The 26205-nt window shown below is 44.0% G+C and carries 23 protein-coding genes; 15 read left to right on the top strand and 8 right to left on the bottom strand.

Translation table 11 applies throughout. The annotated features are described in order from the left end of the window. Positions 1-67 precede the first annotated feature (67 nt). Positions 68-1255, top strand: coding sequence for an anaerobic nitric oxide reductase flavorubredoxin (locus THEBA_RS02195; protein WP_014730255.1), 1188 nt, complete (start codon positions 68-70; stop codon positions 1253-1255). Positions 1256-1259: 4 nt separating this feature from the next. On the opposite strand, the gene THEBA_RS02190 is transcribed toward THEBA_RS02195, so the two are convergent. From THEBA_RS02190 to aglA, 3 genes are all read right to left on the bottom strand, one after another. Next, positions 1260-2231: a DUF5700 domain-containing putative Zn-dependent protease gene (locus THEBA_RS02190; RefSeq protein ID WP_014730254.1), complete on the bottom strand. Its 972-nt coding sequence runs from the start codon at positions 2229-2231 to the stop codon at positions 1260-1262. A gap of 72 nt (positions 2232-2303) precedes the next feature. After that, positions 2304-2882: a DNA-3-methyladenine glycosylase I gene (locus THEBA_RS02185; protein WP_014730253.1), complete on the bottom strand. Its 579-nt coding sequence runs from the start codon at positions 2880-2882 to the stop codon at positions 2304-2306. A gap of 133 nt (positions 2883-3015) precedes the next feature. Further along, a complete protein-coding gene (aglA, locus tag THEBA_RS02180; RefSeq protein WP_014730252.1) occupies positions 3016-4434 on the bottom strand; it encodes an alpha-glucosidase AglA in 1419 nt (472 codons plus the stop codon). Between the two features lie 302 nt (positions 4435-4736). Between aglA and THEBA_RS02175 the strand changes: the two genes are divergently transcribed. The 3 genes from THEBA_RS02175 to THEBA_RS02165 are packed head-to-tail and all read left to right on the top strand — an operon-like array spanning position 4737 to position 7761. Then, complete coding sequence (locus THEBA_RS02175) at positions 4737-5969, top strand: ABC transporter substrate-binding protein (protein WP_014730251.1); 1233 nt, start codon at positions 4737-4739, stop codon at positions 5967-5969. Positions 5970-6007: 38 nt separating this feature from the next. Continuing rightward, the gene (locus THEBA_RS02170; RefSeq protein ID WP_006492003.1) at positions 6008-6952 is read left to right on the top strand and encodes a carbohydrate ABC transporter permease; all 945 of its coding nucleotides are present in this window, start codon (positions 6008-6010) and stop codon (positions 6950-6952) included. Next, the gene (locus tag THEBA_RS02165; RefSeq protein ID WP_006492001.1) at positions 6949-7761 is read left to right on the top strand and encodes a carbohydrate ABC transporter permease; all 813 of its coding nucleotides are present in this window, start codon (positions 6949-6951) and stop codon (positions 7759-7761) included. Before THEBA_RS02170 ends, THEBA_RS02165 begins: the two co-directional genes overlap by 4 nt. A gap of 730 nt (positions 7762-8491) precedes the next feature. On the opposite strand, the gene THEBA_RS02160 is transcribed toward THEBA_RS02165, so the two are convergent. Both THEBA_RS02160 and THEBA_RS02155 read right to left on the bottom strand, forming a co-directional pair. Continuing rightward, complete coding sequence (locus tag THEBA_RS02160; protein WP_014730250.1) at positions 8492-9307, bottom strand: GNAT family N-acetyltransferase; 816 nt, start codon at positions 9305-9307, stop codon at positions 8492-8494. Beyond that, entirely contained in the window at positions 9304-10374 is a 1071-nt protein-coding gene (locus THEBA_RS02155; RefSeq protein ID WP_236609193.1) for an alanine racemase, read from the bottom strand. Before THEBA_RS02155 ends, THEBA_RS02160 begins: the two co-directional genes overlap by 4 nt. Before the next feature lie 58 nt (positions 10375-10432). On the opposite strand from THEBA_RS02155, the gene THEBA_RS02150 reads away from it, so the two are divergent. The 11 genes from THEBA_RS02150 (at position 10433) to THEBA_RS02100 (ending at position 22762) form a co-directional block, all read left to right on the top strand. Beyond that, positions 10433-10858 carry a GIY-YIG nuclease family protein gene (locus THEBA_RS02150; protein ID WP_236609192.1) on the top strand — a complete coding sequence of 142 codons (426 nt, stop codon included), beginning with the start codon at positions 10433-10435 and terminating at the stop codon, positions 10856-10858. A 1-nt stretch (position 10859) separates the two neighbouring features. Then, on the top strand, positions 10860-11642 hold the full coding sequence (locus THEBA_RS02145; protein ID WP_014730248.1) for an SAM hydrolase/SAM-dependent halogenase family protein: 783 nt from the start codon (positions 10860-10862) through the stop codon (positions 11640-11642). After that, positions 11629-12939 (top strand): sensor histidine kinase, encoded by a 1311-nt coding sequence (locus tag THEBA_RS02140; protein WP_014730247.1) that lies wholly within the window; start codon positions 11629-11631, stop codon positions 12937-12939. Before THEBA_RS02145 ends, THEBA_RS02140 begins: the two co-directional genes overlap by 14 nt. Beyond that, the gene (locus tag THEBA_RS02135) at positions 12914-14260 is read left to right on the top strand and encodes a sigma-54-dependent transcriptional regulator (protein ID WP_014730246.1); all 1347 of its coding nucleotides are present in this window, start codon (positions 12914-12916) and stop codon (positions 14258-14260) included. Before THEBA_RS02140 ends, THEBA_RS02135 begins: the two co-directional genes overlap by 26 nt. After that, positions 14235-16829: a CBS domain-containing protein gene (locus THEBA_RS02130; RefSeq protein ID WP_014730245.1), complete on the top strand. Its 2595-nt coding sequence runs from the start codon at positions 14235-14237 to the stop codon at positions 16827-16829. Before THEBA_RS02135 ends, THEBA_RS02130 begins: the two co-directional genes overlap by 26 nt. Next, the gene (locus tag THEBA_RS02125; RefSeq protein ID WP_014730244.1) at positions 16826-17737 is read left to right on the top strand and encodes a hypothetical protein; all 912 of its coding nucleotides are present in this window, start codon (positions 16826-16828) and stop codon (positions 17735-17737) included. Before THEBA_RS02130 ends, THEBA_RS02125 begins: the two co-directional genes overlap by 4 nt. Before the next feature lie 166 nt (positions 17738-17903). Then, positions 17904-18482 carry an NUDIX domain-containing protein gene (locus THEBA_RS02120; RefSeq protein ID WP_014730242.1) on the top strand — a complete coding sequence of 193 codons (579 nt, stop codon included), beginning with the start codon at positions 17904-17906 and terminating at the stop codon, positions 18480-18482. Next, positions 18443-19312: a 4-(cytidine 5'-diphospho)-2-C-methyl-D-erythritol kinase gene (gene ispE, locus THEBA_RS02115; RefSeq protein WP_014730241.1), complete on the top strand. Its 870-nt coding sequence runs from the start codon at positions 18443-18445 to the stop codon at positions 19310-19312. Before THEBA_RS02120 ends, ispE begins: the two co-directional genes overlap by 40 nt. Beyond that, positions 19294-20982 (top strand): Rqc2 family fibronectin-binding protein, encoded by a 1689-nt coding sequence (locus tag THEBA_RS02110; RefSeq protein WP_014730240.1) that lies wholly within the window; start codon positions 19294-19296, stop codon positions 20980-20982. The genes ispE and THEBA_RS02110 overlap by 19 nt, the downstream gene beginning before the upstream one ends. Beyond that, on the top strand, positions 20979-21899 hold the full coding sequence (locus THEBA_RS02105; RefSeq protein WP_014730239.1) for a hypothetical protein: 921 nt from the start codon (positions 20979-20981) through the stop codon (positions 21897-21899). The genes THEBA_RS02110 and THEBA_RS02105 overlap by 4 nt, the downstream gene beginning before the upstream one ends. Before the next feature lie 14 nt (positions 21900-21913). Further along, positions 21914-22762: a rhomboid family intramembrane serine protease gene (locus tag THEBA_RS02100; RefSeq protein WP_014730238.1), complete on the top strand. Its 849-nt coding sequence runs from the start codon at positions 21914-21916 to the stop codon at positions 22760-22762. A gap of 30 nt (positions 22763-22792) precedes the next feature. Here THEBA_RS02100 and THEBA_RS02095 read toward each other — a convergent pair whose 3' ends face one another. The 3 genes from THEBA_RS02095 to THEBA_RS02085 all read right to left on the bottom strand — a co-directional run bounded on the left by THEBA_RS02095 (position 22793) and on the right by THEBA_RS02085 (position 26203). Next, the gene (locus THEBA_RS02095) at positions 22793-23956 is read right to left on the bottom strand and encodes a type III PLP-dependent enzyme (RefSeq protein ID WP_006491983.1); all 1164 of its coding nucleotides are present in this window, start codon (positions 23954-23956) and stop codon (positions 22793-22795) included. Positions 23957-24082: 126 nt separating this feature from the next. Continuing rightward, positions 24083-25033 carry a GAF domain-containing protein gene (locus THEBA_RS02090; protein ID WP_014730237.1) on the bottom strand — a complete coding sequence of 317 codons (951 nt, stop codon included), beginning with the start codon at positions 25031-25033 and terminating at the stop codon, positions 24083-24085. 3 nt (positions 25034-25036) lie between these two features. Continuing rightward, positions 25037-26203: an LCP family protein gene (locus THEBA_RS02085; protein WP_236609191.1), complete on the bottom strand. Its 1167-nt coding sequence runs from the start codon at positions 26201-26203 to the stop codon at positions 25037-25039. Positions 26204-26205 lie beyond the last annotated feature (2 nt).

The raw sequence follows: 26205 nt of genomic DNA, 5'->3' as shown, positions 1-26205 counted from the left end.
TAACAAATGTTACCGCTTAAAGCCGGTAATCTTGGTAGAGTATTGATGTATTTAAGGAGGTATCGAAATGGGCAGGAAAATAACCGATAGCGTAACATGGGTAGGAAAGGTTGACTGGGAACTGAAGAAATTTCATGGAGAAGACTATTCAACCCACAGAGGATCCAGCTACAACGCATATTTGATTAGAGATGAAAAGACAGCTTTGATCGATACTGTCTGGGCACCTTTTGCAGAGGAATTCGTGGAGAACCTGAAAAAAGAAATTGATCTATCCGAGATCGACTACGTAATCGCCAACCACGGGGAGATTGATCACAGCGGTGGACTGGTTGCGTTGATGAAAGAGATTCCCGGCACGCCGATCTATTGTACTGCAAACGCAGTCAAGTCCCTCAAAGGGCAGTTCCACAAGGACTGGAATTTCGTCACAGTAAGAACCGGCGACACTCTAAATCTCGGCAGTAAGGCGCTCACCTTTATTGAAGCACCTATGCTGCACTGGCCCGACTCGATGTTTTCATATCTCGATGGTGACGCAATTCTCTTCAGCAACGATGCGTTTGGTCAGCATTATGCAACTGAACTTCTCTACAACGACCTCGTAGATCAGGCGGAACTATTTCAAGAAGCAGTGAAGTACTACGCAAATATCCTCACTCCATTTAGCAGACTGGTCATAAAGAAGATCAAGGAGGTCTTGTCATTCAATCTTCCATTGAATATGATTTGCCCCAGTCATGGAGTCATCTGGCGGGAGGATCCCGCACAGATTGTCAAGAAGTATCTTGAGTGGGCAGACAACTACCAGGAAGATCAGGTGACAATTGTGTATGACACGATGTGGGAGGGGACTAGAAAAATGGCCGAAGCCATCGCAGAAGGCATTGCCAGCGCTAGTGGTAGTACCGCAGTCAAACTCTTCAATGCGGGAAAAATAGACAAGAACGATATTGTGACGGAGTTGTTTAAGGCCAAGGCAGCTCTCTTTGGTTCTCCTACAGTGAACAAAGGAATCTTGGCACCGCTTTCCGGTATGCTTCATGAAGTAAAAGGTCTGTCCTTCAAGAGTAAAAAGGCAGCCGTATTTGGTACTTATGGATGGAGTGGAGAGTCTGTGGATGTTCTGACAAAAATGGTAGAAGATGCCGGCTTCGAAATCGTTCAGCCAGGATTAAAAAAGCTTTGGTCACCAGACGAAGACAGCCTTGATGACTGCAGAGAATTCGGCTCAGGTTTCGCAGCAAAGATTTGATAGGCTACGCTTTGAGAAGTTGACCCAGCTTAATAAACGTTTCATCTTCCAGGAGGTAGTAGGACTTTTTCAGAGCTACCTCCTGATAGGATTTAAGGAATCCAACGGTGTCTCCGACAGTTTCGATGAGTCTGTCCTTCCCTAACTCATTTTCGATCTCCAAAGCCATTCTCATTCCCACGGGGGCAAGGCTCCCGACACTAAACCAGCTTCTTTCCATAATCGACCTTGCTTCGTCGTCGGAGATGTTCTTAAAGGAGAGATTCAGGAACACTTCTTGAAGCAGTTCGAGATGCTTTTCGAACTCTCCCATCATTTTCGTTCGCTGCAGCGCAATTCTCTTCATTGATGGTATTCTCGACGCATCGCTAACCATATTTGCGATTCCTTCACATTCTATGCCCACAAATCTGTAGACCAACTGATCAAGTGGAGAATCACCGAACTCAAGTCTTTCTTTTGTTATCGAATTCCTTGCTACATGATGTGCCTCATGAGCCATTACTTCTTCAATAGCTTCAAGACCCATATCAAGAGCAAAAAGCGGATCGAAATACACACCTCTATGATCGGCATTTGCATTATAAGGCATAGGAATGAAAAAGACCTTCAGGCCATCAAAAGTTACTCCCTTAGGAAGATACTCTTGTGCTTTGGATATTGCCTTAGATCTAATTCCTGCTTCATTCTCAATAATCAAATCGAAGAAAGCTCTCAGTTCAAGCTTTCTTTCCCTGATTTTATCCATGTACGCCATGAGCTCCGTGCAGTCCTTTGAAAGACCGGAAAGATCTTCTCTACGCGAAAAGGCCGCCACTAGGCATTCCCTTGCCTCTGAATCGCGTATATGGAATTGTTTAAACATACTGGCGAGAGGAGTGGCTAAAACTCTCTTGAATCTCTCTTCATATGAATCGTTACTGGAATCAATCAAATCTATGAGGGCGAAAATCTCTTCTGTATTAAGCCAGCTCATAAAAACCCCCCATTAATCTCCTACAAGTTAAGAGTTATTATATCATCAATTCTTCAGTGTATCCTGGAACACTCAATTGCATCGGAGAACTTCAGAATATCTGAAGCAACCCACCAGATGATCGTTCACTATACCTGTTGCCTCCATCAGTGCATATACTATCTTTGGCCCAACAAAAGTGAATCCCTTCTCTCTAAGGGATCGCGAGATTTCAACAGACTTCTCAGTAACAGAGGGAATCTCGGAAAGGCTCTTCCATGTGTTTATGATCGGCTTATTGTTGACGAAGCTCCACACATAGCTGTCAAACGTTCCGTACTCCTCTTGAATCTGGATAAATCTCTTTGCGTTGTTAATTGCCGAATGAATCTTCTTTCTATTTCTGATTATTCCCGGATTTTCGACTAGCTTAGTTATTTCATTCTCTCCATATTTTGAAACGACTCGAGGATCAAACCCAGAGAAGGCTTTTCTATATTCTTCTCTCTTCTTCAGGACAGTATGCCAACTGAGGCCGGCCTGTGCTCCTTCTAGAATCAGAAACTCGAACCATATGTTGTCATCGTGCAGGGGAACACCCCATTCAGTATCGTGGTACTCAATATACAATTTGTCAACTTCAGCCCAGGGACAACGGAAGACCTCATTCAATTCGACCACCCCGTCAGCTTAGCAACCATCGAATCTGGAAGCCTCGGTACATTCCTACGCCTTTACCTTGTGAGAACAAACAGAAGAGATTAATTTAACTTCGATTTACCCATGAAGTATCGGTTCTTTGAACCTATTCACTTAGCCCTTCCGTCTCAAAGATTTCCCTTACCACTGCTTTCGCCTGCTCATATGACTTTGTCCTTGGATCCTTCAAAAGAATTTCAACAATTAGATCGGAATCCCTTTCAATGAACGCTTCGAGAGCCCACTCCATTCTTAGTACCCTTGGCTTCAAATACCATTTAACGATTCTTTCGGGGAGAGGGGGATCTATGGCTTCTGTATGGATTCCCTCTCTGTCAACCAAAGCGGGCACTTCGACGGCAACGTTATCTTCGATCCCGGGAATTGCTCCCTCGTTTAGCGTGTTTAAGACAAATCTCGCTGAACTGTCGTTTATTATTGCGTCTATAAAGGGTATGTGTTGCTCACCGCTGAGAGAATTCTTGTTGTAAAGCTGAGCCGCTTGTCTGGCGAAGTCTCCTGAAAGACCTCTTGAACCTTCGACTATCAATTTTTCGAGACTTGCCTCGGGGAACTGCTCGATTGCCTTGGCAAGTGCCACAGTAGCACCTGTCACCTGTCCAAGCTGTTCTTTGTACCATTGCCAGCCAGGTTCGGAATCAGGACTGCCCCATGGAGCCCCATACCATTTTACGAGAGTCTCTTGATTGTAGTGGTGTTTCCAGCCGCTGTTACGAACCGTATCTCCTATTGGAACCAGTCCATAGAATCTGTACATGTCAATTGTCGCCGGAGACATCTGAACATTGAAAGGGTTGATAGGTTTGAATCTCCTTGGATCATAGTTAGCTGCATACTTTTGAATCAAAGCGTAGAGATCCTCACCGTTTCTTTTGAATCTGTTAAGCCAGATTCCATGGTTCACACCGGCAACCTGCCAGTCTACTTCCTCTATTGGTATGCCTAAGGTTTCTGCTACTTCACGGACATCATAATGTCCGTGACAAAAGCCAACCATCTTAATACTAGAATATCTTCTGATTAGCGTAGTTCCTTCGAAGACAGGATTTGCAGCCTGAAGCAACCAGGCGTCAGGTGCATGTCTTTCCATAAGCTTCGCGATTTTCAGGAAAAACGAGAGTTGATTCCAGTTTGTAAGAGTATAGTAATCGGATACCATGTTGAATTCCTGTGAATCTATGCCTCTGAAATAACCGTGCTTTTCGCCGATCGCTCTAACTCTATCCAGAAAATCATGTCCTCCAATCAAAGCGCTGTTTACAACGAAGTCTCTCCCTTTGATTGCTTCTTCCAGCACAGTAGTCTTTGAAAACTCGAGATTGGCATTCATCTCTTCTGCAAACCTCGATGCAAGAATGTAAACGGCATCAAGTCTATCTTGGTTTATATCCATCAATGTGACCTTACTGCCATAAAGACCCTCCGTTTTACAAAGATCGCTCACCAATCTGAGAGAAAACACAGCACTTCCTGCACCGATAATGGAAATATTCACTGATGACAAAGTAATCCCTCCTCGTCTCTATTCACTAAATAATACCATTATAAGTGTTGGCTGAGAAAACCTCCGATTCAAAAATTCTGTTCCAGGTTCCAAAATGTGATCAATCTTCGTTGTGTTGAACTCAGTCAGATGTTCGAGCAATTATTTAGGAGGAACAGTTCAATCTGTAATCTTTACTCCCCTTTTTTCAAGTTGCTTATTATATTGTTAACGGTAGTATAATCTCAAGTAGAGGCTAGTTTGGTCTGAAGGGCGAAGAAGATAACCGTACGGCTGTATGCCGAATAACAGGGGGTGTTTAAATGAGAAAAAGTTTGCTGGCAGTTCTTCTTTTGTCCGTGAGTCTGCTCTTTGCTTCAGGAAGTGTGGAGATCTTTAGCTGGTGGACGGGTGGAGGCGAAGAAGAAGGACTCGCTGCCATTTATGAGGTCTTCAAAGCAAAGTACCCCGACGTGGAGATAATCAACGCAACGGTCGCAGGAGGCGCAGGCACAAACGCAAAAGCAGTTTTGAAGACACGAATGCTTGGCGGCAATCCTCCTGACTCATTCCAGGTCCACGGAGGAATGGAACTAATCGACACCTACGTAATTACGGGAATGATGGAGCCACTGACTGACATCTTAGAGAGCTGGGGAATACTTGATAAATTCCCGAAGGATATTATGACTATCTGCAGTTACGAAGGTGAAGTTTACTCAATTCCCGTGAATGTGCACAGGGGAAATGTTGTCTTTATTAACAACGAGATTCTTGAGAAGGTCGGAATCGATGAGGTTCCAAGCGACGGACCGGGTTTTCTCGAAGTTTGTGCAAAAATCAAGGAGGCAGGCTTCATACCACTTTCTTTAGGCGATAAAGACAAGTGGGAGGCCGGTCATCTTTTTGAGACCGTGTTGCTTTCGGCTCTGGGACCAGATAAGTACAATGGCTTATGGGATGGAACAACAAGTTTCGAAGATCCAGGAATTGAAAGGGCCATAGTAATTTTCGAAGAACTGATTAAGTATGTAAACGAAGACCATGCTGCTCTCACCTGGCAGGATGCAACAAGGATGGTCTTCGATGGAAAGGCTGCCTTCAACGTCATGGGAGACTGGGCCGAAGGATATTTGAAGACTCTAGGATGGACTCCGGGCGTGGAGTTCAGCTGGATGGCAGTTCCAGGAACCGAAGGCTCCTTTATGGTGGTAACGGATACATTTGGCTTGCCAAAGGGCGCACCAAACAGAGAAAACGCTCTTAAATGGCTCGAAATAGTTGCCTCAGTCGAAGGTCAAGATGCCTTCAACCCGATAAAGGGTTCGATTCCTGCAAGACTGGATGCAGACAAATCACTCTACGATCCTTACCTGACGTGGTCTATGGAGGACTTTTCTACAAACGCTCTTTGTCCTTCTATAGCACATGGATCTGCTGCGCCTGAAGGCTTTATAACGGAGCTGAACGATGCAGTAAACATCTTCATTACTACAAAAGACAGAGCAGCTTTCCTGAGTGCCATAGAAAGCGCTGCTGAAGATTACATCTATTAATCCTTGCAAAGTGGGGCCTGCATCTGCAGGCCCCATTCTTGGGGGTGTTCCATATCAAAAGGAAGACAAAACGAGGGATCATTTCCTTTCTCATTCTCTCTCCGACCTTTGCGGCAATAGGAGTTTTCGTTTATTTCTTCATTGGTTGGACCGGTAGAACTTCTGTTTCCAACTGGAATAGCTTTGCTAGGCTTCTTAAAGGCGAATTCGAATTTGTTGGATTGAGGAATTATTTCAGACTTTTCGAAGATCCGAGGTTTCAGACCGATTTGTGGAACACTCTGTATTTCACCCTTTTTTTTATTCTCGGTTGTCTTCTGCTTGGGATTGTTTTGGCGGTACTGATTGATCGTAACCTCAAGGGATCAGGCATTTTTAGAAATATATACCTGTTTCCCATGGCGCTTTCATTTGTTGTGACAGGCGCAGTCTGGAGATGGATCTTCGCTCCGGGAATCTTACCAAGCAATCCTCAGGGTATGAACCTTCTATTCAGTCTGGTGGGGCTGGATTTTCTTCAATGGAGGTGGTTCACCAGCACTGAGAGTTTCCTCAATTTCAACTTTGCACTGATTCCGGTGATAATCGCAGCCGTATGGCAGATGTCAGGTTACACAATGGCCATGTACCTTGCGGGGCTTCGTGGAATATCCCAGGATCTGGTAGAGGCTGCCGAAGTTGATGGCGCGACCGGCTGGCAGATCTTCTGGAAGATCAAGTTTCCGATTCTGAGACCGATAACTTTAAGCGCAATGATTATTCTAGGCCACATCTCACTGAAGATCTTTGATCTTGTTTACGCTATGACCGGCAGTGGTCCAAACAACGTGACCGACGTGCCTGCCATCTACATGTTCGAAACCACTTTCAGAGCGAACAAATATGCTACTGGCTCAGCAATAGCGATAATCATGCTTCTGATGGTTGCTGTGGTCATAATTCCTTACCTTGCTTCTGCCTTCAGAAAGGAGAAGAGAATATGATCAAGAGGATTCTAATCTATGCCCTTCTGACGGTTTTTGCGTTATTCTTTCTGATGCCGATCTATGTGTTATTGGCAACAAGTCTCAAACCCCTGAAAGAAGTGGGTCTTGAGCGAATGTGGTTTCCTCCGAACGACCTTTCCTTCGATGGTTTTGCCAAGGCCTTCAGTCGCCTTGCACCCAACTTAAGAAACTCGTTTCTGCTGGTCATCCCTGCGACGCTTCTTTCGGCAATCGTTGGATCGATAAACGGATATGTTTTGTCTAAACTGAAGTTCAGGGGCTCAGATCTTCTCTTTGCACTCGTTCTTTTCGGAATGTTTATTCCTTATCAGAGTGTTCTTTTTCCTCTGATTCGCTTCCTCCAGGATATTGGACTTTACGGTTCAATTTGGGGATTGGTATTGGTTCACGTGGTCTACGGTCTGCCGATAACCACTTTGATTTTCAGGAACTATTACAGCGAAGTGCCTACGGAATTAATCGAAGCGGCCAACATAGATGGAGCAGGCATATTCAAGACATATCTGAAGGTTCTCTTTCCTATATCCCTCCCTGGTTTTGTAGTAGTAGTCATTTGGCAATTCACGAATATCTGGAATGAGTTTCTTTTCGCTGTGACCGTTACCAGCGACCCCACAAAACAGCCGATTACCGTTGCCCTTGTGAATCTAGCGGGGAGTCAGGTTGTCGAGTGGAATGTCCAGATGGCCGGCGCGCTGCTGGCCGCTCTCCCAACATTGATAGTCTACATATTACTCGGAAAGTACTTTCTGAGAGGGCTTCTTGCTGGTTCTGTCAAAGGTTGATCTGATTTCCGATACGATCTTCTGCCTTAAGCCATAATACAACCCCAGGTAATCACAAAGTCTTTCGTGTTAGACTGCCGAGGATCTCGATAGGCCGATTCTCAAGTACAAATCCGCTCTGATTTCTTGAGACTATGACTCAACGAAGGAAACCCAATCGGCTCTAGACCCGGCCAAGAGTGACTTAGAATGTAAGAGAAAAGGAAATAGGGAGGTACTTAGTTTCTTAGTAGTCTCTCGAGCTCACAAAAACGCAGTCTCTTGCTTCGGACAAAGTCCCCAAGTATAGGGAGGTGTCTTTCATGTTTTTTCACTTTGCACTAACTCAGAAGACACACGGGCAGGGCAATGAACCGAATTCGCTTGTCACTCTCAACTTTCCTGTCCGCCTTTACAAAGAATGCAGTTCCTCTTTCTGAGGTGCACAATCGTATCGATGAAGGTTAAAGGGAAATTATACGAGAGATGACTATGAATTCTCAATTGTGCCTGCCTCACATCCATGTAATGTCCTTCCAAATTAGTGATTCATAACCTTTGAACTTCACGATTTAGACAAGAAATTCGGATCATAGCCAAGAGTTCATTTGCATAGAACTGTCGTTAATCATCTCTTGTTTGCGTAATGCTTAATATAGAGACATCGATGTGTAGGAGCGACCGACGTAGATATATTAGAATCAAGAGTAATACCGACCAACGGATTCATTCAAGCCATTTCTGCTGGGAGTCAAATCTCAAGAACCGAGCTGTCCGCAAAATAAAGGAAGACATCCCTTACTCTTTCGAAAGGTTTGAATCCATTGTACAAGAAAGGCTCCAAATCGAGGTCCTCCCTCACCATTGTATGGACCCGTTCAAACCCTTTCGACTGTGCATAGCACTTCAGCCCATGCACGAAGGACCTGGCTTTCCGTTCTTCCACTATTGAGATGTAATTGATGTCCACGCAGCTTTCAGATTTCGAATTTTTGGAAAGAACTGCCCAGTTATCCCCATCGTGAATCCTAGTTGGCTGAATTAGGAATCTCGCTTTGTCTGGAATTTCCTTAGGGAGAAAAGCCCAGTCTTCACTTACATGATCGAGAATTTCAGGAATCTCTGAATCCACATTAAAAGCGAAGGAAGAATCTGAGATATCTCCTACCTCACTTTCAAGGTTTGTGAAAACACCTATGCGGTTGAAACCGAAGGCTTCATTCATTCTGATCGAGGCAGTATTGTCGAAATAGGTCGCAAAGTAAAGCCTTTCGAGCCCGATTCTCTTCGCAATGGCCAGGGTTTGTTTTCCGAGTTCCTTGCCAAACCCTTTGCCCTGAAGAGCAGGATCTATTCTCATTCCTTCCATCCAGCCCACTTTATCGCTTAAGAGTCTGAGATTATCTATTCCTACTAATGTCCCGTCTTTCCAGAGTCCCATGAAGTGGCATGAAGGGTCTTCAACCCATTTTTCGAAGACATGAGGAATGTAGTCATCACCCTCCCAGATCGTCTTTACGATCTCTCTTACTCTTTCTCCATCACACTTTTGAAGGCGCCTTATCATTCGTAAACCTTCCTTATATACGGTGAGGTCATCACTCTTAGCAGCGCACCGTACGACATTCTGAAGCCAATCGAATCCCCTACAGAAAAAGACTTTTCGGACTCGGTCACGTCGACTATCAGGTGATCACTCGAAGCGTGTAGCACTTCACATCCCCCGACAAGTGGCGTCAATCCTGAGGGAAGAACATCCTGTTCTCCAAGATCCAGTATCGCCTTTATTCTCTTCCCCTTGTCTTCAAAATGGGGGATTCTTCCAAAAGCATCACGACCTATTTCGCCTATCGGTACGGATGGCTTTTCCGCTATTTCGATTACTTCCCCATACAGTGTAAACGTATCCTGCAGTGTTCCAGGAACCTCTCTGTTGTTCGTAACATCGGTCCCACAAAGAATCGACTCTCCCAATCTGAAATGGTTTATACCTTTCGGAACTATCCCTTTTTCGAGAAGAGGCAGTGACGCAGTATTCCCGGCAGAGTATCTTCTCAATGAATAGCCAGTCTTTTTTCTAAGGAACTCACCTAAAGAAAGAAGAATCTCGAATTTCTTTGGAGTTGCAATTACGCCCCCAAAGCATCCAAGATTGGTTCCAATTCCTTCAAGGTTTTCACCGGCAATTTCGAATGCTTTCTCCAAAACCGATTCCGCCTCGTAATACATAACTCCCTCTCTAAGGTCTCCCGTATCGATCATGTATATGAAATTCACTTCTTGCCCTGTTTCAGATGAGAGTTCATAAAGCTTGCTCAATGAATCAAGATCTCCAATGAGCACGGTGTCTACATTATCCAACACTTCTCTGAATTTTGATCTCTCGGGAAGTCTTAACAAAAGAAAATCAGAATCAATTCCAGCATTCGTAATTCTGGAAATGTTTTCCAACCTGGATTCGCCGATTTCCTTTACTCCACTATTCAACAGTATAGATGCTATCGTCGGGTCTCCACACACAACTTTCGTAACCGCTGCGATTTCTACCCCATTAACTTCGGCCAGTTCTCTAACTCTTTTCGCATTGGCCCCTATGCTCACGGTATTAACCACAACTTTTGCCAAGGAAATCACCTCAACAAATTATACATTGTACACCTTTTCATTTCAGAGCAAATGGTTCTTGGCAGGTTTGCTGTCGTATAATATCTACATTATGGATTACAATAAGGGTGATTACATTGTCTTGCTTTTTCTCAGAGAAGCGGCAGAGGTATCTTCGAGCAAAAAAAAGTGGCATCTTGAATCGGGATACTACTTATATGTTGGATCGGCAATGAACTCACTGACGGAAAGGGTTAAGAGGCACCTCTTAGAAGAAAAGAAGAAGCACTGGCATATAGATTTCCTTAGAGAGAAGGCTGAAGTTCTTGCGGTTCTGCTTCTTCCGGCAAAGACAAGTAACGAAGAGGAACTTTCAAATCTGATCTCAAACTACTGTATTGCTGTTCCTGGCTTCGGTGCTTCTGACTGTAAAACAGATTCGAATCTATACAGGGTCGGATTCGGTTGTATCGAAAAAGTGTTTTCTTCAATTGTTGGCAAATGGAGGGATTAGAATGATTGCTTTTCTTACTGACTGGGGATCAAACAGCTACTATGTCGGCGTGACTAAAGTCGTGATGAGAGAAATAAATAGAATGGTGGAAATAATAGATATATGTCATGATATTAGACCTTACAGCATAAGACACGGTGCTTATGTCTTGCAAAGGGCAATAAAGGATCTTCCGGCAGATGCAGTCTTTCTAGCAGTCGTTGATCCTGGGGTAGGGACATCAAGAAAGCCAATAATGATGGTTTTGAAAGATGGAAGACGCCTTGTTGGACCGGACAATGGTTTGTTCACACTTGCTGCCGAAGAGTACGGAATCCACGAAATACGAGAGCTGGAAAATAGAGAGTACCACAGGGGAAATTCCCGGAGCTTCCATGGAAGAGACATTTTCGCGCCCGTTGCAGCCCATGTCGATGCAGGCGTAGAACCGGCTAAACTCGGTTCTAGACTAATGAGCTTCGAATATCTTAAATACAAGAAACCTGCCAGAGAAGGAAATGTACTCTCTGGGGAGGTTGCCTTCTACGATAATTTCGGTAACCTGGAAACGAATGTTCCAGAGGCTCTCGCTAATGATTTTGAAGAAGGAGAAATTCTTGAAATTGGAAAGGGCAGAAAACCTTTCAAAGCTACATTCGGAAATACTTATTACGATGTGAATCCCGGAAATTTGCTTGCCCATTTCGATTCAAGCGGCTTCCTAGAAATCACCGTGAACAAGGGAAGTGCCCGGGAGCTCCTCGCCATTGAGGAAGGGGAACCCATAACAATTGTCAAAACTTGACGGAGGCCTTTTCAAACCCGGCTACCATTACATTGTTGGTGGTGTGGTGCTGGGAACTGGGCTTATCTATTCTTTCATTGAAGGGTTCAGTCTTGATCGAGTGGTTTTGATTGCTCTTCTTTCTCTTGCGGCGTTAGCATCCGTCTATTTTGCTCTGGTAAGACAGTTGGAGAGGCTAGTTAGGCTTGTACAAACAGGCGAGAGAAAATCAATCGGTGAACTTGAAGGGCAGTTCAATCAGATTTACGGCTTCTACAGAAGTCTTTCATTTCAAATTGAAGAGGAAAGAAATTATTACGAAAGACTGTACAGGGATTATTCAGAGCTTCTGAACACCCTGGAGATTTCCGTTGCTTCAGTGGACGAGAACGGAAATTTTGATCTCGTCAACGACGCGTTCACAAAGAGCTTCTCTTACGGTAGTCAGCAAGGAAGATATCTCCGGATAGATAGATTTGCAAGAAGGACAGGTTTGATTTTTCCGCTTCAAGAAGGTCAGTATGAAGTCTATAGCAAGAAACTCGGCAAGCGATACCTTGTGTCGGTTGTCCATAAGCAGAAAAGCGGTTATCTGCTAACCCTTACCGATATGACCAGTCAGTGGAAGACAAAACAGCTTCTGGAAAAAACGAGAAGATATGCTGTCGATGCGCAAACAGTAGCCGATCTCGCGCATGGTCTCAAGCAACCGCTGGCAAATGTTAGGCTTGCGCTTGATCTTTACAGGAGAACGGGAAAACCAGAGTACATTGATACACTTGAAAAGGAGCTAAATGCCTTTCAAGGTAGGGTAGGTGGAATCCTACAGATTTTCAGGTATGGAGAGGAATTCGACGTGGTCGATCTTTCTGAGCAGGTTATGAAAGTCGCGACCTTCATGTCCTCGATCTTTCAGGAAAGAAAGATAGATTTTAGAATAATCTCGCTCGAAAAAGGGCTGGTCTTGGCGCAGCGCGGAAGGCTTGAGAATGTTATCAAGAACCTCTTCATGAATGCCGTCGAAGCCGGTCTGCCTTCAGAAACCTCCATTATCGCAAAAGTTAGAGCCTCAAAAGAATACTTGACACTGATCGTTGCCGATACGGGAAAGGGAATCGACCCGACCAATTTGCAGAAAGTATTCAAGCCCTTCTTTTCAACTAAGACCGAGGGATCGGGACTTGGACTGTACCTAGTCCACAATTTCTGCGAGGAAAACGATGTAAGATTGAAAATGAGAAGTGTAAAAGGGAAAGGAACAGTATTTGTATTAACCTTCAGGAGGCAATTAGATGAAGCGCAAAGTCCTTGTGGTTGATGATGATCTGGCCTTTAACGGTCTCCTGGGCGCTGCGCTAGAAGAAGAGGGATACGAAGTAGTTCAGGTCTACAATCTCGAGCAGACGCTGAAGCAGATCTCTGAAGAGGTCTTCGATTGTTTGATACTGGACGTCAGACTTCCCGATGGATCGGGGTTAGACATAATTTCCGAAGCCGCACTCAGTTCGCCGGTGATAGTTGTCTCCGCTCATGGAGACATAAACACTGCAATAGATGCAGTCAAAAAAGGCGCTTTCAATTTTCTAGAGAAGCCCTTTGATCTAAACCATGCGCTTCTCGAAGTTAAGAGGGCAATTGAGTTCTCGGAGGTTTCAAGGGAAAGGGATAGTCTGGCCGACTTGGTGACTACTGAACCCTCCGTAGAGATAATCGGAAAGAGCAAAAATATTCTCGAGCTGAAGCAAATGATCGCAGCAATCGCACCAAAGAAAGTCACGGTGCTTCTTGAGGGAGAAAGCGGCACTGGAAAGGAAGTGGTTGCGAGATCTATACACCAGAAAAGTGGACGAGGAAAGTTTGTCCCCATAAACTGTGGTGCAATACCGGAAAATCTTTTTGAGAGTGAGCTTTTCGGCTACGAAAAGGGCTCCTTCACGGGTGCCATGAATTCAAAACCGGGTTTGATAGAAGAGTCCCACCGCGGAACACTTTTCCTTGACGAAATATCCGAGATGCCCCTTCCAATGCAGGTGAAACTTCTGAGGGTCCTCGAGACATCCTCCAGCCAGAGGCTTGGGGGCACCACATCCCGAAAGCTTGACCTAAGAGTAATCGCAGCCACAAATAGAGATCTTGAGGTAGAAGTTTCGAAAGGAAACTTCAGGAGTGATCTCTACTACAGATTGAACGTCGTGAAGATTAAGATAGATCCGCTAAGAGAAAAACGTGAGGATATCCCGATTCTGATCCATCACTTTTTGCCGAGGCTCTGTGAGGAGCTTGGAATGAAGAAACCACCGACGATTCCAGAGGATTTCATGAATAAGATGAAAGCATATGACTGGCCCGGAAACATTCGAGAGCTTCGAAACAGACTTTTATCAATTCTCGCAGTCAACGGAAGCTTTGAAGGTGTTTCCAGCTTTGCCTTTCCTGAAGTGGAGCAAGCAGATGACCAGGATTTCAGATTCAGAGAGGTCTCCCTAGATGAGCTGGAAAGACGCTACATCAGTTGGTTGATAGACCGACAGAACGGAAACAAAACAAAGGCGGCTTCGATACTCCAGATAAGTAAGAGTACGCTTTACGAGAAACTGAAGAGGTGGAGCAATCTTGAAGGTAATAACGACACATCGTAATCCCGATTTCGATGCATTTGCATCCGCTGTTGCTGCGCAGAAGATATATCCCGACCACATGATTGTGTTTGGGGGACAGCTGGTTCCCGCATTGAAACGTTTTCTGTCATCTAAAAGCCTGTTGCTTTCATTTTATTACGTAAATGAGATACGGATTTCCAATCTCTCCTCTTTGATAATCGTTGATACATCTGATCTAAAAAGAATTCCCGCTTCTCTACAACAGTCTATTCAAAGAAATACCGACGTGAAGTTTTACGACCATCACAGGACAAGCTTGAGTGAAACACAAAAAGGAATTTTCAAGGATCTTGGAGCTTGTACCACTCTCATGTGCAATCAACTGAGGAAAAAGAAGAAGGAAATATCCAGAAATGAGGCAACCCTATTTGCGACAGCAATCTACAGGGAAACCGGAAATTTCACTCATGCCTCTACCAGAGCACAAGATCTGAGTACTGCCGCATGGCTTATCGATCTAGGCGCACGGCCGGACGATCTTGGAATCTACTCGGGCTACAAGCTGAGCGCTTCACAACAGAGGCTCATAGAATCACTGATACTGGGTTTGAGAAGGACATCGATCAGAGGGGTAGAGATCAACATCGCATCTGCAAGAAGAGACTTTCTGCCGGGAGGGCTTAGCCTCGTGGTAGAAAAACTCTGGTCCTTTCTTGGCGTAGAGAATCTAGTTGTCCTTCTCGAAACCAACAATCGAGTATATTACACTCTAAGATCGAAATACATGAATCTCGACACTGCCGAGCTCGATGGTGTGCAAAGAAACAGCGGCGGATCATACACACTTGGTTACTTTGAAAACTGCACGTCAGCAGAAGCCGAAGAAAAAATCATAAAAAACTTCGAAAACAACATTGAACGCCTCATTAAAGTAAGAGATATTATGTCTTCACCGGTCAGAACCGCTCTTGCAGAGATGAAGGTTGAAGATGTCTTCAAAATCATGCAGAGAACGGGTCATCACACTCTGCCGGTAGTTGATCAGGAAAAGCTTGTAGGTATAGCCAAATACAGGAATACCGAAAAAGCCATTAGACACGGACTGGCAGCGAGAAGAATAATTGAAGTGATGGACCGTTTCTTTGTGACGGCATCGGTAGACGATTCGGTTCAGGCGGTAACCGATAAGATGATAGAAAACGATACAACTGCAATTCTAATCCTCGACGGTGGTATCCTGAGTGGAATAGTGACACGGACTGATCTCCTGAAGAGCACTTTTGGAAGAAGAAGGATAATCGATCCCGGAGAAAAGATAGGTGATCAGAACTATGCCAAATTCCCCGTAGAAGATTTGATAGAGGAACGCGTCGAAAAACGCATAGTAACCATGCTAAGATTTCTCGGTGCAGTTGGGAGCGAGCTCAACATGCCGACTTACATAGTTGGAGGTTTTGTGAGGGATCTTCTCTTGAACAAAAAAAATCTCGATCTAGACATAGTGGTCGAAGGCAATGCCAATCTCTTTGCAGAGACCTTCAAAAAGTACTTTAACATTAAGATTGTCGAGCACAGGGAATTTCTCGCCAGTTCCATGTTCTTCAACGATGGTCTGAGAATTGACGTTGCAACGGCGAGAACTGAATACTACAAGAAACCAGCGATTCTTCCTGAGGTCGAAATGAGCACGATAAAGAAAGATCTTTACAGGAGAGATTTCTCCATAAATGCCATGGCTATAAAACTGAACCAGGAGGATTTTGGAATTCTGATCGATTTCTTTGGATCGAGAAAGGACCTTTCAAAAGGGATTATAAGAGCACTCCACCCTCTAAGCTTCATCGAGGACCCGACAAGAATCCTCAGAGCCGTAAGATTTGAACAGCGCTTTGGGTTCGAGATAGAAGTGAGAACCGCCGAGCTGCTCAAGCAATGTGCAGCTGAAGGATATCTCGATAGGGTAACAGGGCAGAGACTGAGAGACGAATTGAGCAAGGCAATTGAAGAGCCGCTTCCACTCAAGGCCTTGAGAAGACTTGCCAGCCTTGGTGTTATGGAGAAGCTCTTCCCCGAAACAGAATTTGATAGAGAGACAGACATCAGACTCCAGCGCTATTTCCTTCGAAGAGAGAGAAACGCTTTGTTAATTGGAGAAGATAGGATGTTCTACACACTCTTAATGATAATCCTAAGAAAGAGTGACTCGAAATCCGTTGAATGGTGCATAGCACGTTATGGATTGCCGAAAAACTATCTTGAAAGGCTTAATGATGCGATAGCCACTGCAGGTATAATAGTTAATGAGAAGCCAGAGACTCCTTCTCAATTCTACAGATCTCTGAAGACGAACAAGCCCGAAATACTTAACTTCGTCAACAGTTATCTGGATGAACAGGAGGATTTGTTATTCCTTGCCTATCTGAAGAAACTGAATGACACGAAATTATCAATCAATGGAAATGTACTTAAGACCAGATACGGCATGAGGGAAGGCCCCGAGATAAGAGATGTTCTAGACGAGCTGTTCTGTGCAAGGCTGGACGGTCTTACAAAAGATAAGGAAGATGAGTTTGTCAGGGAATACCTGAAAGGGAGGGGATGGAAATGAAAAGAGCAAAGTTGTTTGTGATGCTGGGTCTGTTCGTAATGCTTATTTTAACATTTTCTTCGTGCATTCCTAAGCTTCCGATACCCGTTTTGTTTATTCAAGAAAGTAACAGAGAACCTGGAAAACCAATCCTCATTAAGGTCGAAAATATTGGTACTGTAGACGTGACCAGCTACGATTGGAAACTAGAGAATAAGGACGGGGATATCATTACCACTGATAATCTCAAAAAGAAAAGCTTCGACACTGCAGTAGTATATCTTCCAAGTGCCCCCGAAAACAGCGAAGTAAAAGTCACTGTATATGCGAATTTCAGTGGTGGTTACGTATCAAGAAGCGAGAATATCGCCTACAATGTAAAGGAATCCGTTCTGGTTGAGGTTTTTGAAAAGATCGGAGCTTCATTTAATGAACCCTCCAGTTGGTTTAGTGGAATGAGCTTTCCATCAGTAAGAGTTCCAACTTTCGTAAGGTACAGAGAGGATTATCTAGAATCCGCTGTAGGATTTGATCCATTCGCCCAGAGGCTGTTGTTGGGAATACTACCAATGTCTGCGAGCGACATATTCAGTCAAGGGGAGGTCTTCTTTCAGAACTGGCAAAGTCTCACGAAAAGTGCATACTCATCAAGCCAGATGACAACACTCTTCAACAGCGCACCAGTCTCCGATAATTGGAGTATTCGAATCAAACCAGTCACGTTTAGTGGTTGGAGACCAACCGGTTGGAAGATTTCTGTTGAGAACATCGATCGTACTAAGGATGAGTTGTGGCTCTTCAGGGCCAGGAAGATTGATAATCTGGCCACCCATTTAGTCAAGATTAACAGTTATTACACCCAAGTTCTGGTGAATTCGAAGAGGCAGTCGCAATATACACAGACTTCACCATTTACGAATCTGTTCTAATGCCCGAAAGATCTCTTTGGGACGACGAACACTATTTTGGGGTTATAGCAGTAGAGAAGACCTTGCCTTCAAGCGACTTCAATGAAGAAGCAATTGCGTTTAGCGTTCTGAGAGGCTCTTCTATGGTGCTGTTCCCGGATCATAGCTGGTAGTAAAGGAGAAAGTTTTGGAAGAAAGAGTTCTCGTAGTCGATGTCGACTGTCTGGGAGAGCTGGCAACCCGCAACGGGTTGCTGGCTCTTCCTTTAGATGAGATAAAGAAAAAAGTTGAGAGATTCGGAAGATTTGTACGTCGCTCTGAAGCAGAAAACGATGAATCGATGAGGCAGATCATACCGTACGCGGTTTTCAGGAATCGCGACGAGTATCTTCTCATGAAGAGGACAAAAAAGCAGGGCGAAGCTCGCCTTCATGAACTATATTCGATTGGAGTGGGTGGACACATAAATCCAGAGGATGGAAGGCTTCCATGGGAGGCCTTTGAGAACGGGTTCCAGCGCGAAATCCGCGAAGAAGTATCTGTGAAAATCCACAGCATGGGTTATTTGGGAATCCTAAATGATCTACAGACTGAGGTCAGCAGAGTCCACATTGGTGTAGTTTATATAGCTGAAGTGGATTTCGGCGGCTTCAACGAAAAGGAAAAATTCACTGGTGCAATGGCTGAAATTAAAGTTCTTTCAGAATACAGGGAGAGTATGGAAACATGGTCTCAAATAGTTCTAGATTATCTTCTGTTAAACTGAGATGCCCGGCAAAAATAAACCTTTACCTTGCGGTAGGTAAGAGCAGAAGCGACGGATTCCACGAGATTAGCACTGTCTTCCAGACAATCGATTTCTACGACGATTTGTTCGTAAAGCATGATACAAGGAAGTTATACTTCAAATGCAATACATCTCTCCGCTGGGACAAGGAGAACACTCTTTATAAAGTCATTGAGCAAATAGAGAGTGAGATAGACCGGAGAATAGAAATAGGTCTGGAATTGAAGAAGAGAATCCCCTCGGGCGCAGGACTGGGTGGGGGAAGTTCAGATGCCGCAGCACTCCTGAAGTATTTAGCGGGGCTTTTCAAGATTGATGAAGAGCGAGTCTTGAGAATCGCCTCAAATGTTGGCAGCGACGTACCTTTCTTTCTCAAAGGAGGAACGGCGATAGCTTCAGGAAGGGGAGAGATCTTGAGTTTTCCCGGTGATGTCTCTGGATATTCAGTCGAACTTTCCTTCCCCGGCATTGAGGTCTCAACTCCCCTTGCTTACGAGTTCATAGATGAAGATAACCCCGAACTGCATCTCGATTGTGAAATGGCTGAGAAATACTACCTTGCCCTTAAAAGTCATGACATTGAAGCTGTAAGGCGTATGTCTTACAATACGTTCGAAAAGTCCATCTTTGATCGCTTTCCCATGATAAGAGATTGCCACTCAATGCTCTCTAATAAGAATGGCGGTGCCATTAAGACAATGATGACTGGTTCGGGCTCAGCGATCTTTTCCCTTTTTGAGGGTTGCAAGGGAAGATACAGTTTTGTTACTTCAGAGGAGCTGAATGAGAAATGGTGTTCGATGGTCTGATTCTCCAGAGAGTCCTGGCTGAAATATCTGATGTCTCTGGTCAGCAACTGAGACAGGTATACCAAATAGGAAGAAGCGAGTTCTTCTTCAAATTCTCGAAAAGGGGAATTGAAATCTCTCTCAATCCATCATCGCCTTATATAATTGAGAGCAACAGAAATCAGAATTCTCCATCGATCGAGACCCCTTTCAGTCTCTTTTTGAGAAGACACATCAACGGCTTCTTTCTGACAAAAATCGCTCAGTTAGACATGGATAGAATAACAAGAATGGATTTTGAAGGTAGAGATGCCTTTGGAGAAAGAAACAAATACTCGGTAATCGCAGAATTCATTGGGCCAGGGTCTAACATCATGGTACTTGACGAGGAGGAAAGAATACTACAGGTATTTAGAGAGATGATCAGCTCAAAGAGAACTCTCGCCAGAAATGTGAAGTATTATCCGCCAGATAGTCCAGGAAAATCTCTTAGAAACCTGTCTAAAGAAAATATTACTCTAACGCTCCTTCACTCAGGAGATACCCTTTCAAGAGCAATAATGAAGTCGTTTACAGGCTTTTCGAGAGCAACCGCAGAGAATATCGTGGGCTTCTTGCAGATTGAAGATGTTGTTCCATCCAGTCTTCGGGAAGAACGTCTTGATGAAGTTGCAGAATTCCTAATGAGCCTTTCTCTGGACACCAACGGAAGATCGCTTTTTGTGATTGACGGGACAAAGGGAGCTGAAATCTCACCCATACCTCTCGATCATAAAGGCCGTTGCGAAAAGGTTGGGGCGTCGGAAGCTATTAGACGCGCAATAAAATCTTCAGGAGCAGAAACAGAGGTTGACAGGAGAAAGCAGTCAATAATAAGGAAGATTGACAAATCGTTCAAACGTCTTTTCAAGTTGATCGATAAGTTAGAAACGGAACTGTCAGAAGTTGAGAATTACAGGGATTTCAAAAAATACGGAGAACTTATTACCGCAAATCTATATAGGCTAAGAGAAAGAAGGGAAACGGTGGAGCTTGAAGACTGGGAGACAGGTGAAACAGTCGAAATCTCTCTGGACAGTAGGCTAACGCCATCGGAAAACGCGCAGCTTTTTTTCAAATATTACAGCAAATCTCTGCGCAAGGAGATTCAACTAAAGAAAAGGTTAAGAGTTTTGCGTGACGAAGTAAACTACCTTGATCAGCTAAAGGAAATGGTCTCACAGGCAGAATCGCTGGAAGACGTTCGGGAGTTCTCTTCTGAACTGGAAGAAGCTGGCATAAAAAGAAAAGAAAAGATAGATAAAAAGAGAAAGAAGAGGTCACAGAAGTCTGGCCCGAGAGTCTTCGAAAGAAACGGGTTTAAATTTCTCGTTGGAAGGAACAACATTGAGAATGATGAAATAACGAAGAACGCCTCAAGGGACGATATCTGGTTCCATGCAAGAGGCATTCCCGGAGCACATGTTATACTTAAAAAAGCTGGAAAAGAGATCACTCCAGAGGCGATTCTTTATGGTTCTCTTCTAGCAGCAAAGTATTCCAGGGGAAGGCAGTCTGGAAAGGTAGAGGTAGCACATACTGAAGTGAAAAACGTAAAAAAGCCAAAAGGAGCTAAACCGGGAATGGTCACATACAGAAAGTTCGAATCGATTACAGTTGATCTTACGAAAGAGATGGTGGGAAGGAATTGATCAGACTTTCACCTTATATTTTCTTTGTGGGCGGCTTCTTAACTTACGCCTCGATTTTTTTCTCAAGCGCCACGGTATCAATGACAATGTCGGTAATCGGAATGACGATAAGTCTTTACATATGGTACATTCTTGCGTGGAACCGCGATCGTCATCTTGCCACCATGAAGAAAAAAGGTTACGTCAAACCGCAGAATTGTGCGGAGCAGAAGATCGCGGGCAATTCTAGAATATGGGTAATTCTTTACTCGGCTTCATACTTAACAATGAATTTTGCCGGTTTATACATCATTAGGGCAATTATTGAAAACATTGATATGAGTCTTGATACTATGAGCATGGAAGAGCTGATCACCTTGCTGGGTAGTGGATATGTTCTTTCAAGCTGGCTGTTCTTCATAACCGGCATAGCTTCGATTTTTCTTTATGGGAAGCTGATAACAATGCTGTACAACGATGAGATGAAGATTCAGTCACTCGAGAGTAAACAGAGAAATATACCAGTCTTGATACTTAAGCCACTTTCTGTAGTAATTATGGTGATCTTCACTCTGATCACTTATGGTCTATTCAGCTGGTTCATGAGATACAGGTTGGCCGCGATACAGAGGTTCCATAATCAGATCGAGAAGAAGCTGGATGAGCTCGAAGAGTCATTCAAAGACAAAGCGAAGAACATTAAGAAGGAAAAGGAAGAACAACCATCGAAATCCATAAGTGAAGAGATTCTTGAGAAGTATTCAAGAAGTCTGGCTTCTTCTGAAGAAAGCGATGATAGAAAGCTGATTATCGCTTCTCTCTTCAAGGATCTTGGCAACTTAAAATCCGATCAGGCGAGATCACTTCTCAATGATCTTCTCTCAAAGCAATTACTGACGGAAAATGAATTCAACAGACTAACAAGACTCTTAGTTTAGCGGGAGGAAGAAAATTGATTCGATTTAGAAGTGCAACAATAACCCTGATAATCATAAACGTAATCGTGTATCTTCTTGTCGCGTTTATGGGACTATTCAGAGGTCCGCAAGGAATAAGCTACCGTGATCTTATAACAGTCTATGGAGGCGTAAGCAGATTTGCTCTTTCAAACGGTTTGATATATACTCCTCTAACTGCTCTCTTTCTTCACGGCAATTTAATGCACATTCTTTTCAATATGTGGGCACTTTTCCAGCTCGGTCATGTAGTCGAAGGAGTCTATGGATCAAAGTGGTATCTTCTCTTCTATTTCGTTACTGGAATAAGCGGAAGTCTTAGCGCAGCAGCCTTTTCTACTGCATTCACAATTGGCTCGAGTAGCGCGATTTTTGGCCTGGTTGGAATCCTGTTCACTCTTGGACTGAAAAAAGACACTCCGGTAGTTCTGCGTTCTATCACTGGATACTCTCTGCTACCGATTATCCTGATTAACCTCTTTCTTGGTTTCAGCATTCCCGGAATCAGTAACGCTGCCCACATAGGAGGTCTTGTTGTCGGAGCTATAATAGGCTGGTTTGCCAAGCCGGCATATGCAAGGTCTGCTAGATCTAGAAGAGTCTACACAAGGGTAAAGGAAAAGACTCCAGAAGAAGCCTCGCGAGATATCTTAGTCAAGTATATACCAGTCCTTAACGGCATGAAAGACAATAGATCTGAGGAGAGGACTATTAGAATTGCTCAGCTCAGGAGCGAACTGAGTAGTCTCAAGGACCAGGAGATAGGATCCAAAGTTCTCTGGGAGCTGTATAAAAGGGATCTTCTCTCTCAAGAGGAGTTCGAAAGACTTAGAAGGTTCCTGTGAATTAAAAAGAGCCCCTATTCGGGGCTCTTTTTATTCCATGAAGTCTCGTTCTATAGGCATTTCAGCATCTATGAAGTCTTCCACGAACAGAACTCTCGGAGCATCAATACCATTGAAATTCGTAGCATACTCAGTTGTGTAGGCACCTGCATTAATGAAGTACAATATGTCTCCGTAGCCTATGTTTTTCGGTAGGTCTATCTCGTGGTAAATAGTATCTACCGAATCACATGTGGGTCCTGCTAGATGAAAGGAAATCTTAGTATCGTCAACTTTTCCTTCGGTCAGAACTTCATACCTGAAACCTTCTATTGTCTCTGTTAGACCGTGAAAGACACCGGCGTCGATATATACCCAGTCTTCACTGCCCTTCTTGCTGCGAAGAATCACCTGACTGACGAGAATTGCCGAATTTCCAACCATGGACCTGCCTGGTTCAATGAAGAGCTCAAGATCAGGAACAAAAGACATGTATTTGTCCAGTGCTCTGTTTATTATGTCGCCATAAGACTTTACAGACTTGATCTCTCTTACATGCTTTACGGGCATTCCTCCGCCAAGATTTAACATGCGCAGGTTAATATTCTTGGCACGAAGAGTCTTGAAAACCTCCGAAGCATCCCTTATTGCATCGTCCCAGCTATTTACGTTGTAGTTTTGAGAACCAACATGGAAGCTAACACCGTAAGCGTCGAGGCCAAGCTGATCGGCATATTCCATGATAGAGATCACATGACCGACATCCGTTCCAAACTTTCTCGAAAGCGGCCAATCACAATCTCCACCGCTGGTTGCGATTCTCCCGTAGACTTTACTTCCGGGGGCGTGAGCCGCTATTTTTTCTACTTCCATTTCCGAGTCGACAGCATAATAGTCTATTCCTACGGAATAAGCGTATGCGATGTCTTCGACTTTCTTGATGGTGTTTCCAAAACTCATTCTTTCGGGGCTTATACCCAATGCCAGAAGCTTCTCAATCTCACCGCGTGAAGCTACATCGAAATTGCTGCCGAGATCCCGAAGAGTCTCGATAATCCTGGGGTGTGAATTCGCTTTAACCGCGTAAAACACCTGGACATTTCTAACATGGCTTACAATGTCGAAATAATTGTTTCTAACGTAATCCATATCCATTATCAAGAACGGTGTCTTTATTTCTCTTGCGGCCTTCCTAACCTCAGGGGTAATGTGCACTACGGCATCCCTCCTATAAAATAATCAAGTTATTGTAGCATCGAAACTATGAAGGAATGCCAAAGATACAATGTCATTTATAGTTTAATAAAGTTACAATACTATGCACCCCAATATTAGCCATTTTCAGCTTGCAATCAGGAGTCCACATACTTTTTCGAGAAATTCCTCATCTAGGCGGTCGAAACTATTCTGAAAATGACTGTCAATATCCAGTTCACCTATTACCTTTCCGTCAACTATTAAAGGTAGCACGATCTCGGCTTTCGTCTTTGAACTGCAAGAGAGATAGTTGTTCTCCTTTGATACATCCGGCACCAGGAAAACCTTCTTAGTTTCTGCGGCTTGTCCGCAAATTCCACTTCCAAAGGCGATTTTCACATGTTCCGTGGGTTCTCCGACGTAAGGCCCTAAAACAAGGGATCTCTCTTCATTGACGAGATAAAAGCCAGTCCAGTTGTAGTAATCAACATACTTGTCCAGGAGCTTAGAGATCATTGCCATCTTTTCTTTGAAAGAACGGCCTTTGATTTCTCTCTCAATCACATCAAGTATCAAGTCAAATCTTTCGGATCGTTTCCCGCTGTCCATAGTATGACGCACGTTTACCCTTGAATACTCAAGGAAATCCTTCAGGGCCGCCAATATGACGCTTGAGAAGTCTTTGATGCTCCCTTCTTTCCAGCAAAACAGGAGATCTATCATCACTACATTTCCTCTGGATGTTGGGACTATGAGATGTTGCTGTCTTCCAAGGGCACCCAGTATGTGGATCACAAAATCCTCTCTTTCAAGATGAAGCTGGGGAGACATCTTGCCGAGCTCTTTCAGAACTCTCGATTTCTCAATAGGTCCCTGAATCTCCCAGTAGTGAGACAGCCTGTCAATCTCTCTCCTTTCGAGTTTGTCTAGTGACAGAGAGAGTTCTTCTTCGTCAAGGTTGTTCTTGAACATGTACTCCTCTAGAACTCTAGGATGCTTCTCTCTATAACTTGTCCAGAAATCGAACCATCTCTCCTTTGGATAGCTCAAAATGCCGAAGTAATCATAAGTGAAATCCCTGAAAATGCTCCTCATCTACTACCTTCCCCCTACTCCAAGCAACACATAAGCATCATACTTAGCTGGATAGAATCTATTCTTTGACAGGGAATCTATCAACGCATAATAATAATCAAGCCCTCCGAAGCTGGAAGTCAACATAACAAAGGGTCTGTGATAGACGTGCGCCTTTGAGAAGAGCTCTCTAATTTCTGAGTCTTTCGAATTTATGAACAGATATGTATCGCGCTTTTCAATGCCTGAAATATTCGGTACAAAACCCGTGGCATCTACTTTCACTCCTGCCTGAGCAAGCCACTGACTTTTTATTGTTTCCGCGAAATCTCCAAATCTTTCCTCATAGTCGGGAATATTGTTTATCACCAGAATCTTCGGCGATTTGCTTTCGATTTCGACTGCTTTCGGTTCATCGCTGCCGGGACCGGTTGGAACTATCTGACCCTCATCATCGATGTAGTAATCTATCTGTGTGAAACTTACAGACCTCTTGCCTGTGAAGAAAGCAACGGCGAAGTCAGTGAGAGTCTTCTTGTCTATGCTGATATCTGTCTTTTCAAGCACGAAATCTATCATTTCTATCATCTTCGACGGCCCGGCACTTACAAGATTTCGGATGAGCTGTTCCAACACTCTCTTCTGTCTATCGATCCGACCAAGATCACCCGAATCAGAGCTTCTGTAGCGAAGGAACTTCAGCAGGTCCTCACCTTCGAGAAAATAAATGCCAGGTTCGAAATGGATGTGAAGTCCCTGCTGGAAATCGTCATGATGCATCGGCGTCGTAACTTCAACACGAATAGGACCGGTAAAGGTCGTTATTTCGGTCACAGTATTGAAATCAACAACAACGGAGCCCGTTATCGTTCTCCCGGTAAGCTTTTCCACTTCCTCGATAAGCGCCTCTATCCCAAAGGAGTTGTACAGGGAGTTGATCTTTCTCTTTTCAGATCTGTAAGTAACTACAGTATCTCTGGGGATGCTCTTTAACACGAGACCTCCGGAATTCCGAAAATACACAATAGAGATATAATCTGTTCTTCCACCAACTGCGTCACTTGAGTTTCCACCGGAATCTACTCCTACGACCAGGAAGCTCTCTGCCGCAAGATCTTTTGCCGAGAAAGAGTAAAAAGCATCCCTGAAAATGAGAAAAATCAGAAAGAAAAAGAGAAAAACTTGCAGCACCG

Origin of the sequence: Mesotoga prima MesG1.Ag.4.2 (assembly GCF_000147715.2) — a bacterium.
GTDB lineage: Bacteria > Thermotogota > Thermotogae > Petrotogales > Kosmotogaceae > Mesotoga > Mesotoga prima.
Note: the sequence above shows the minus strand (reverse complement) of the source record. Positions and strands in the feature narration are given on the sequence as shown.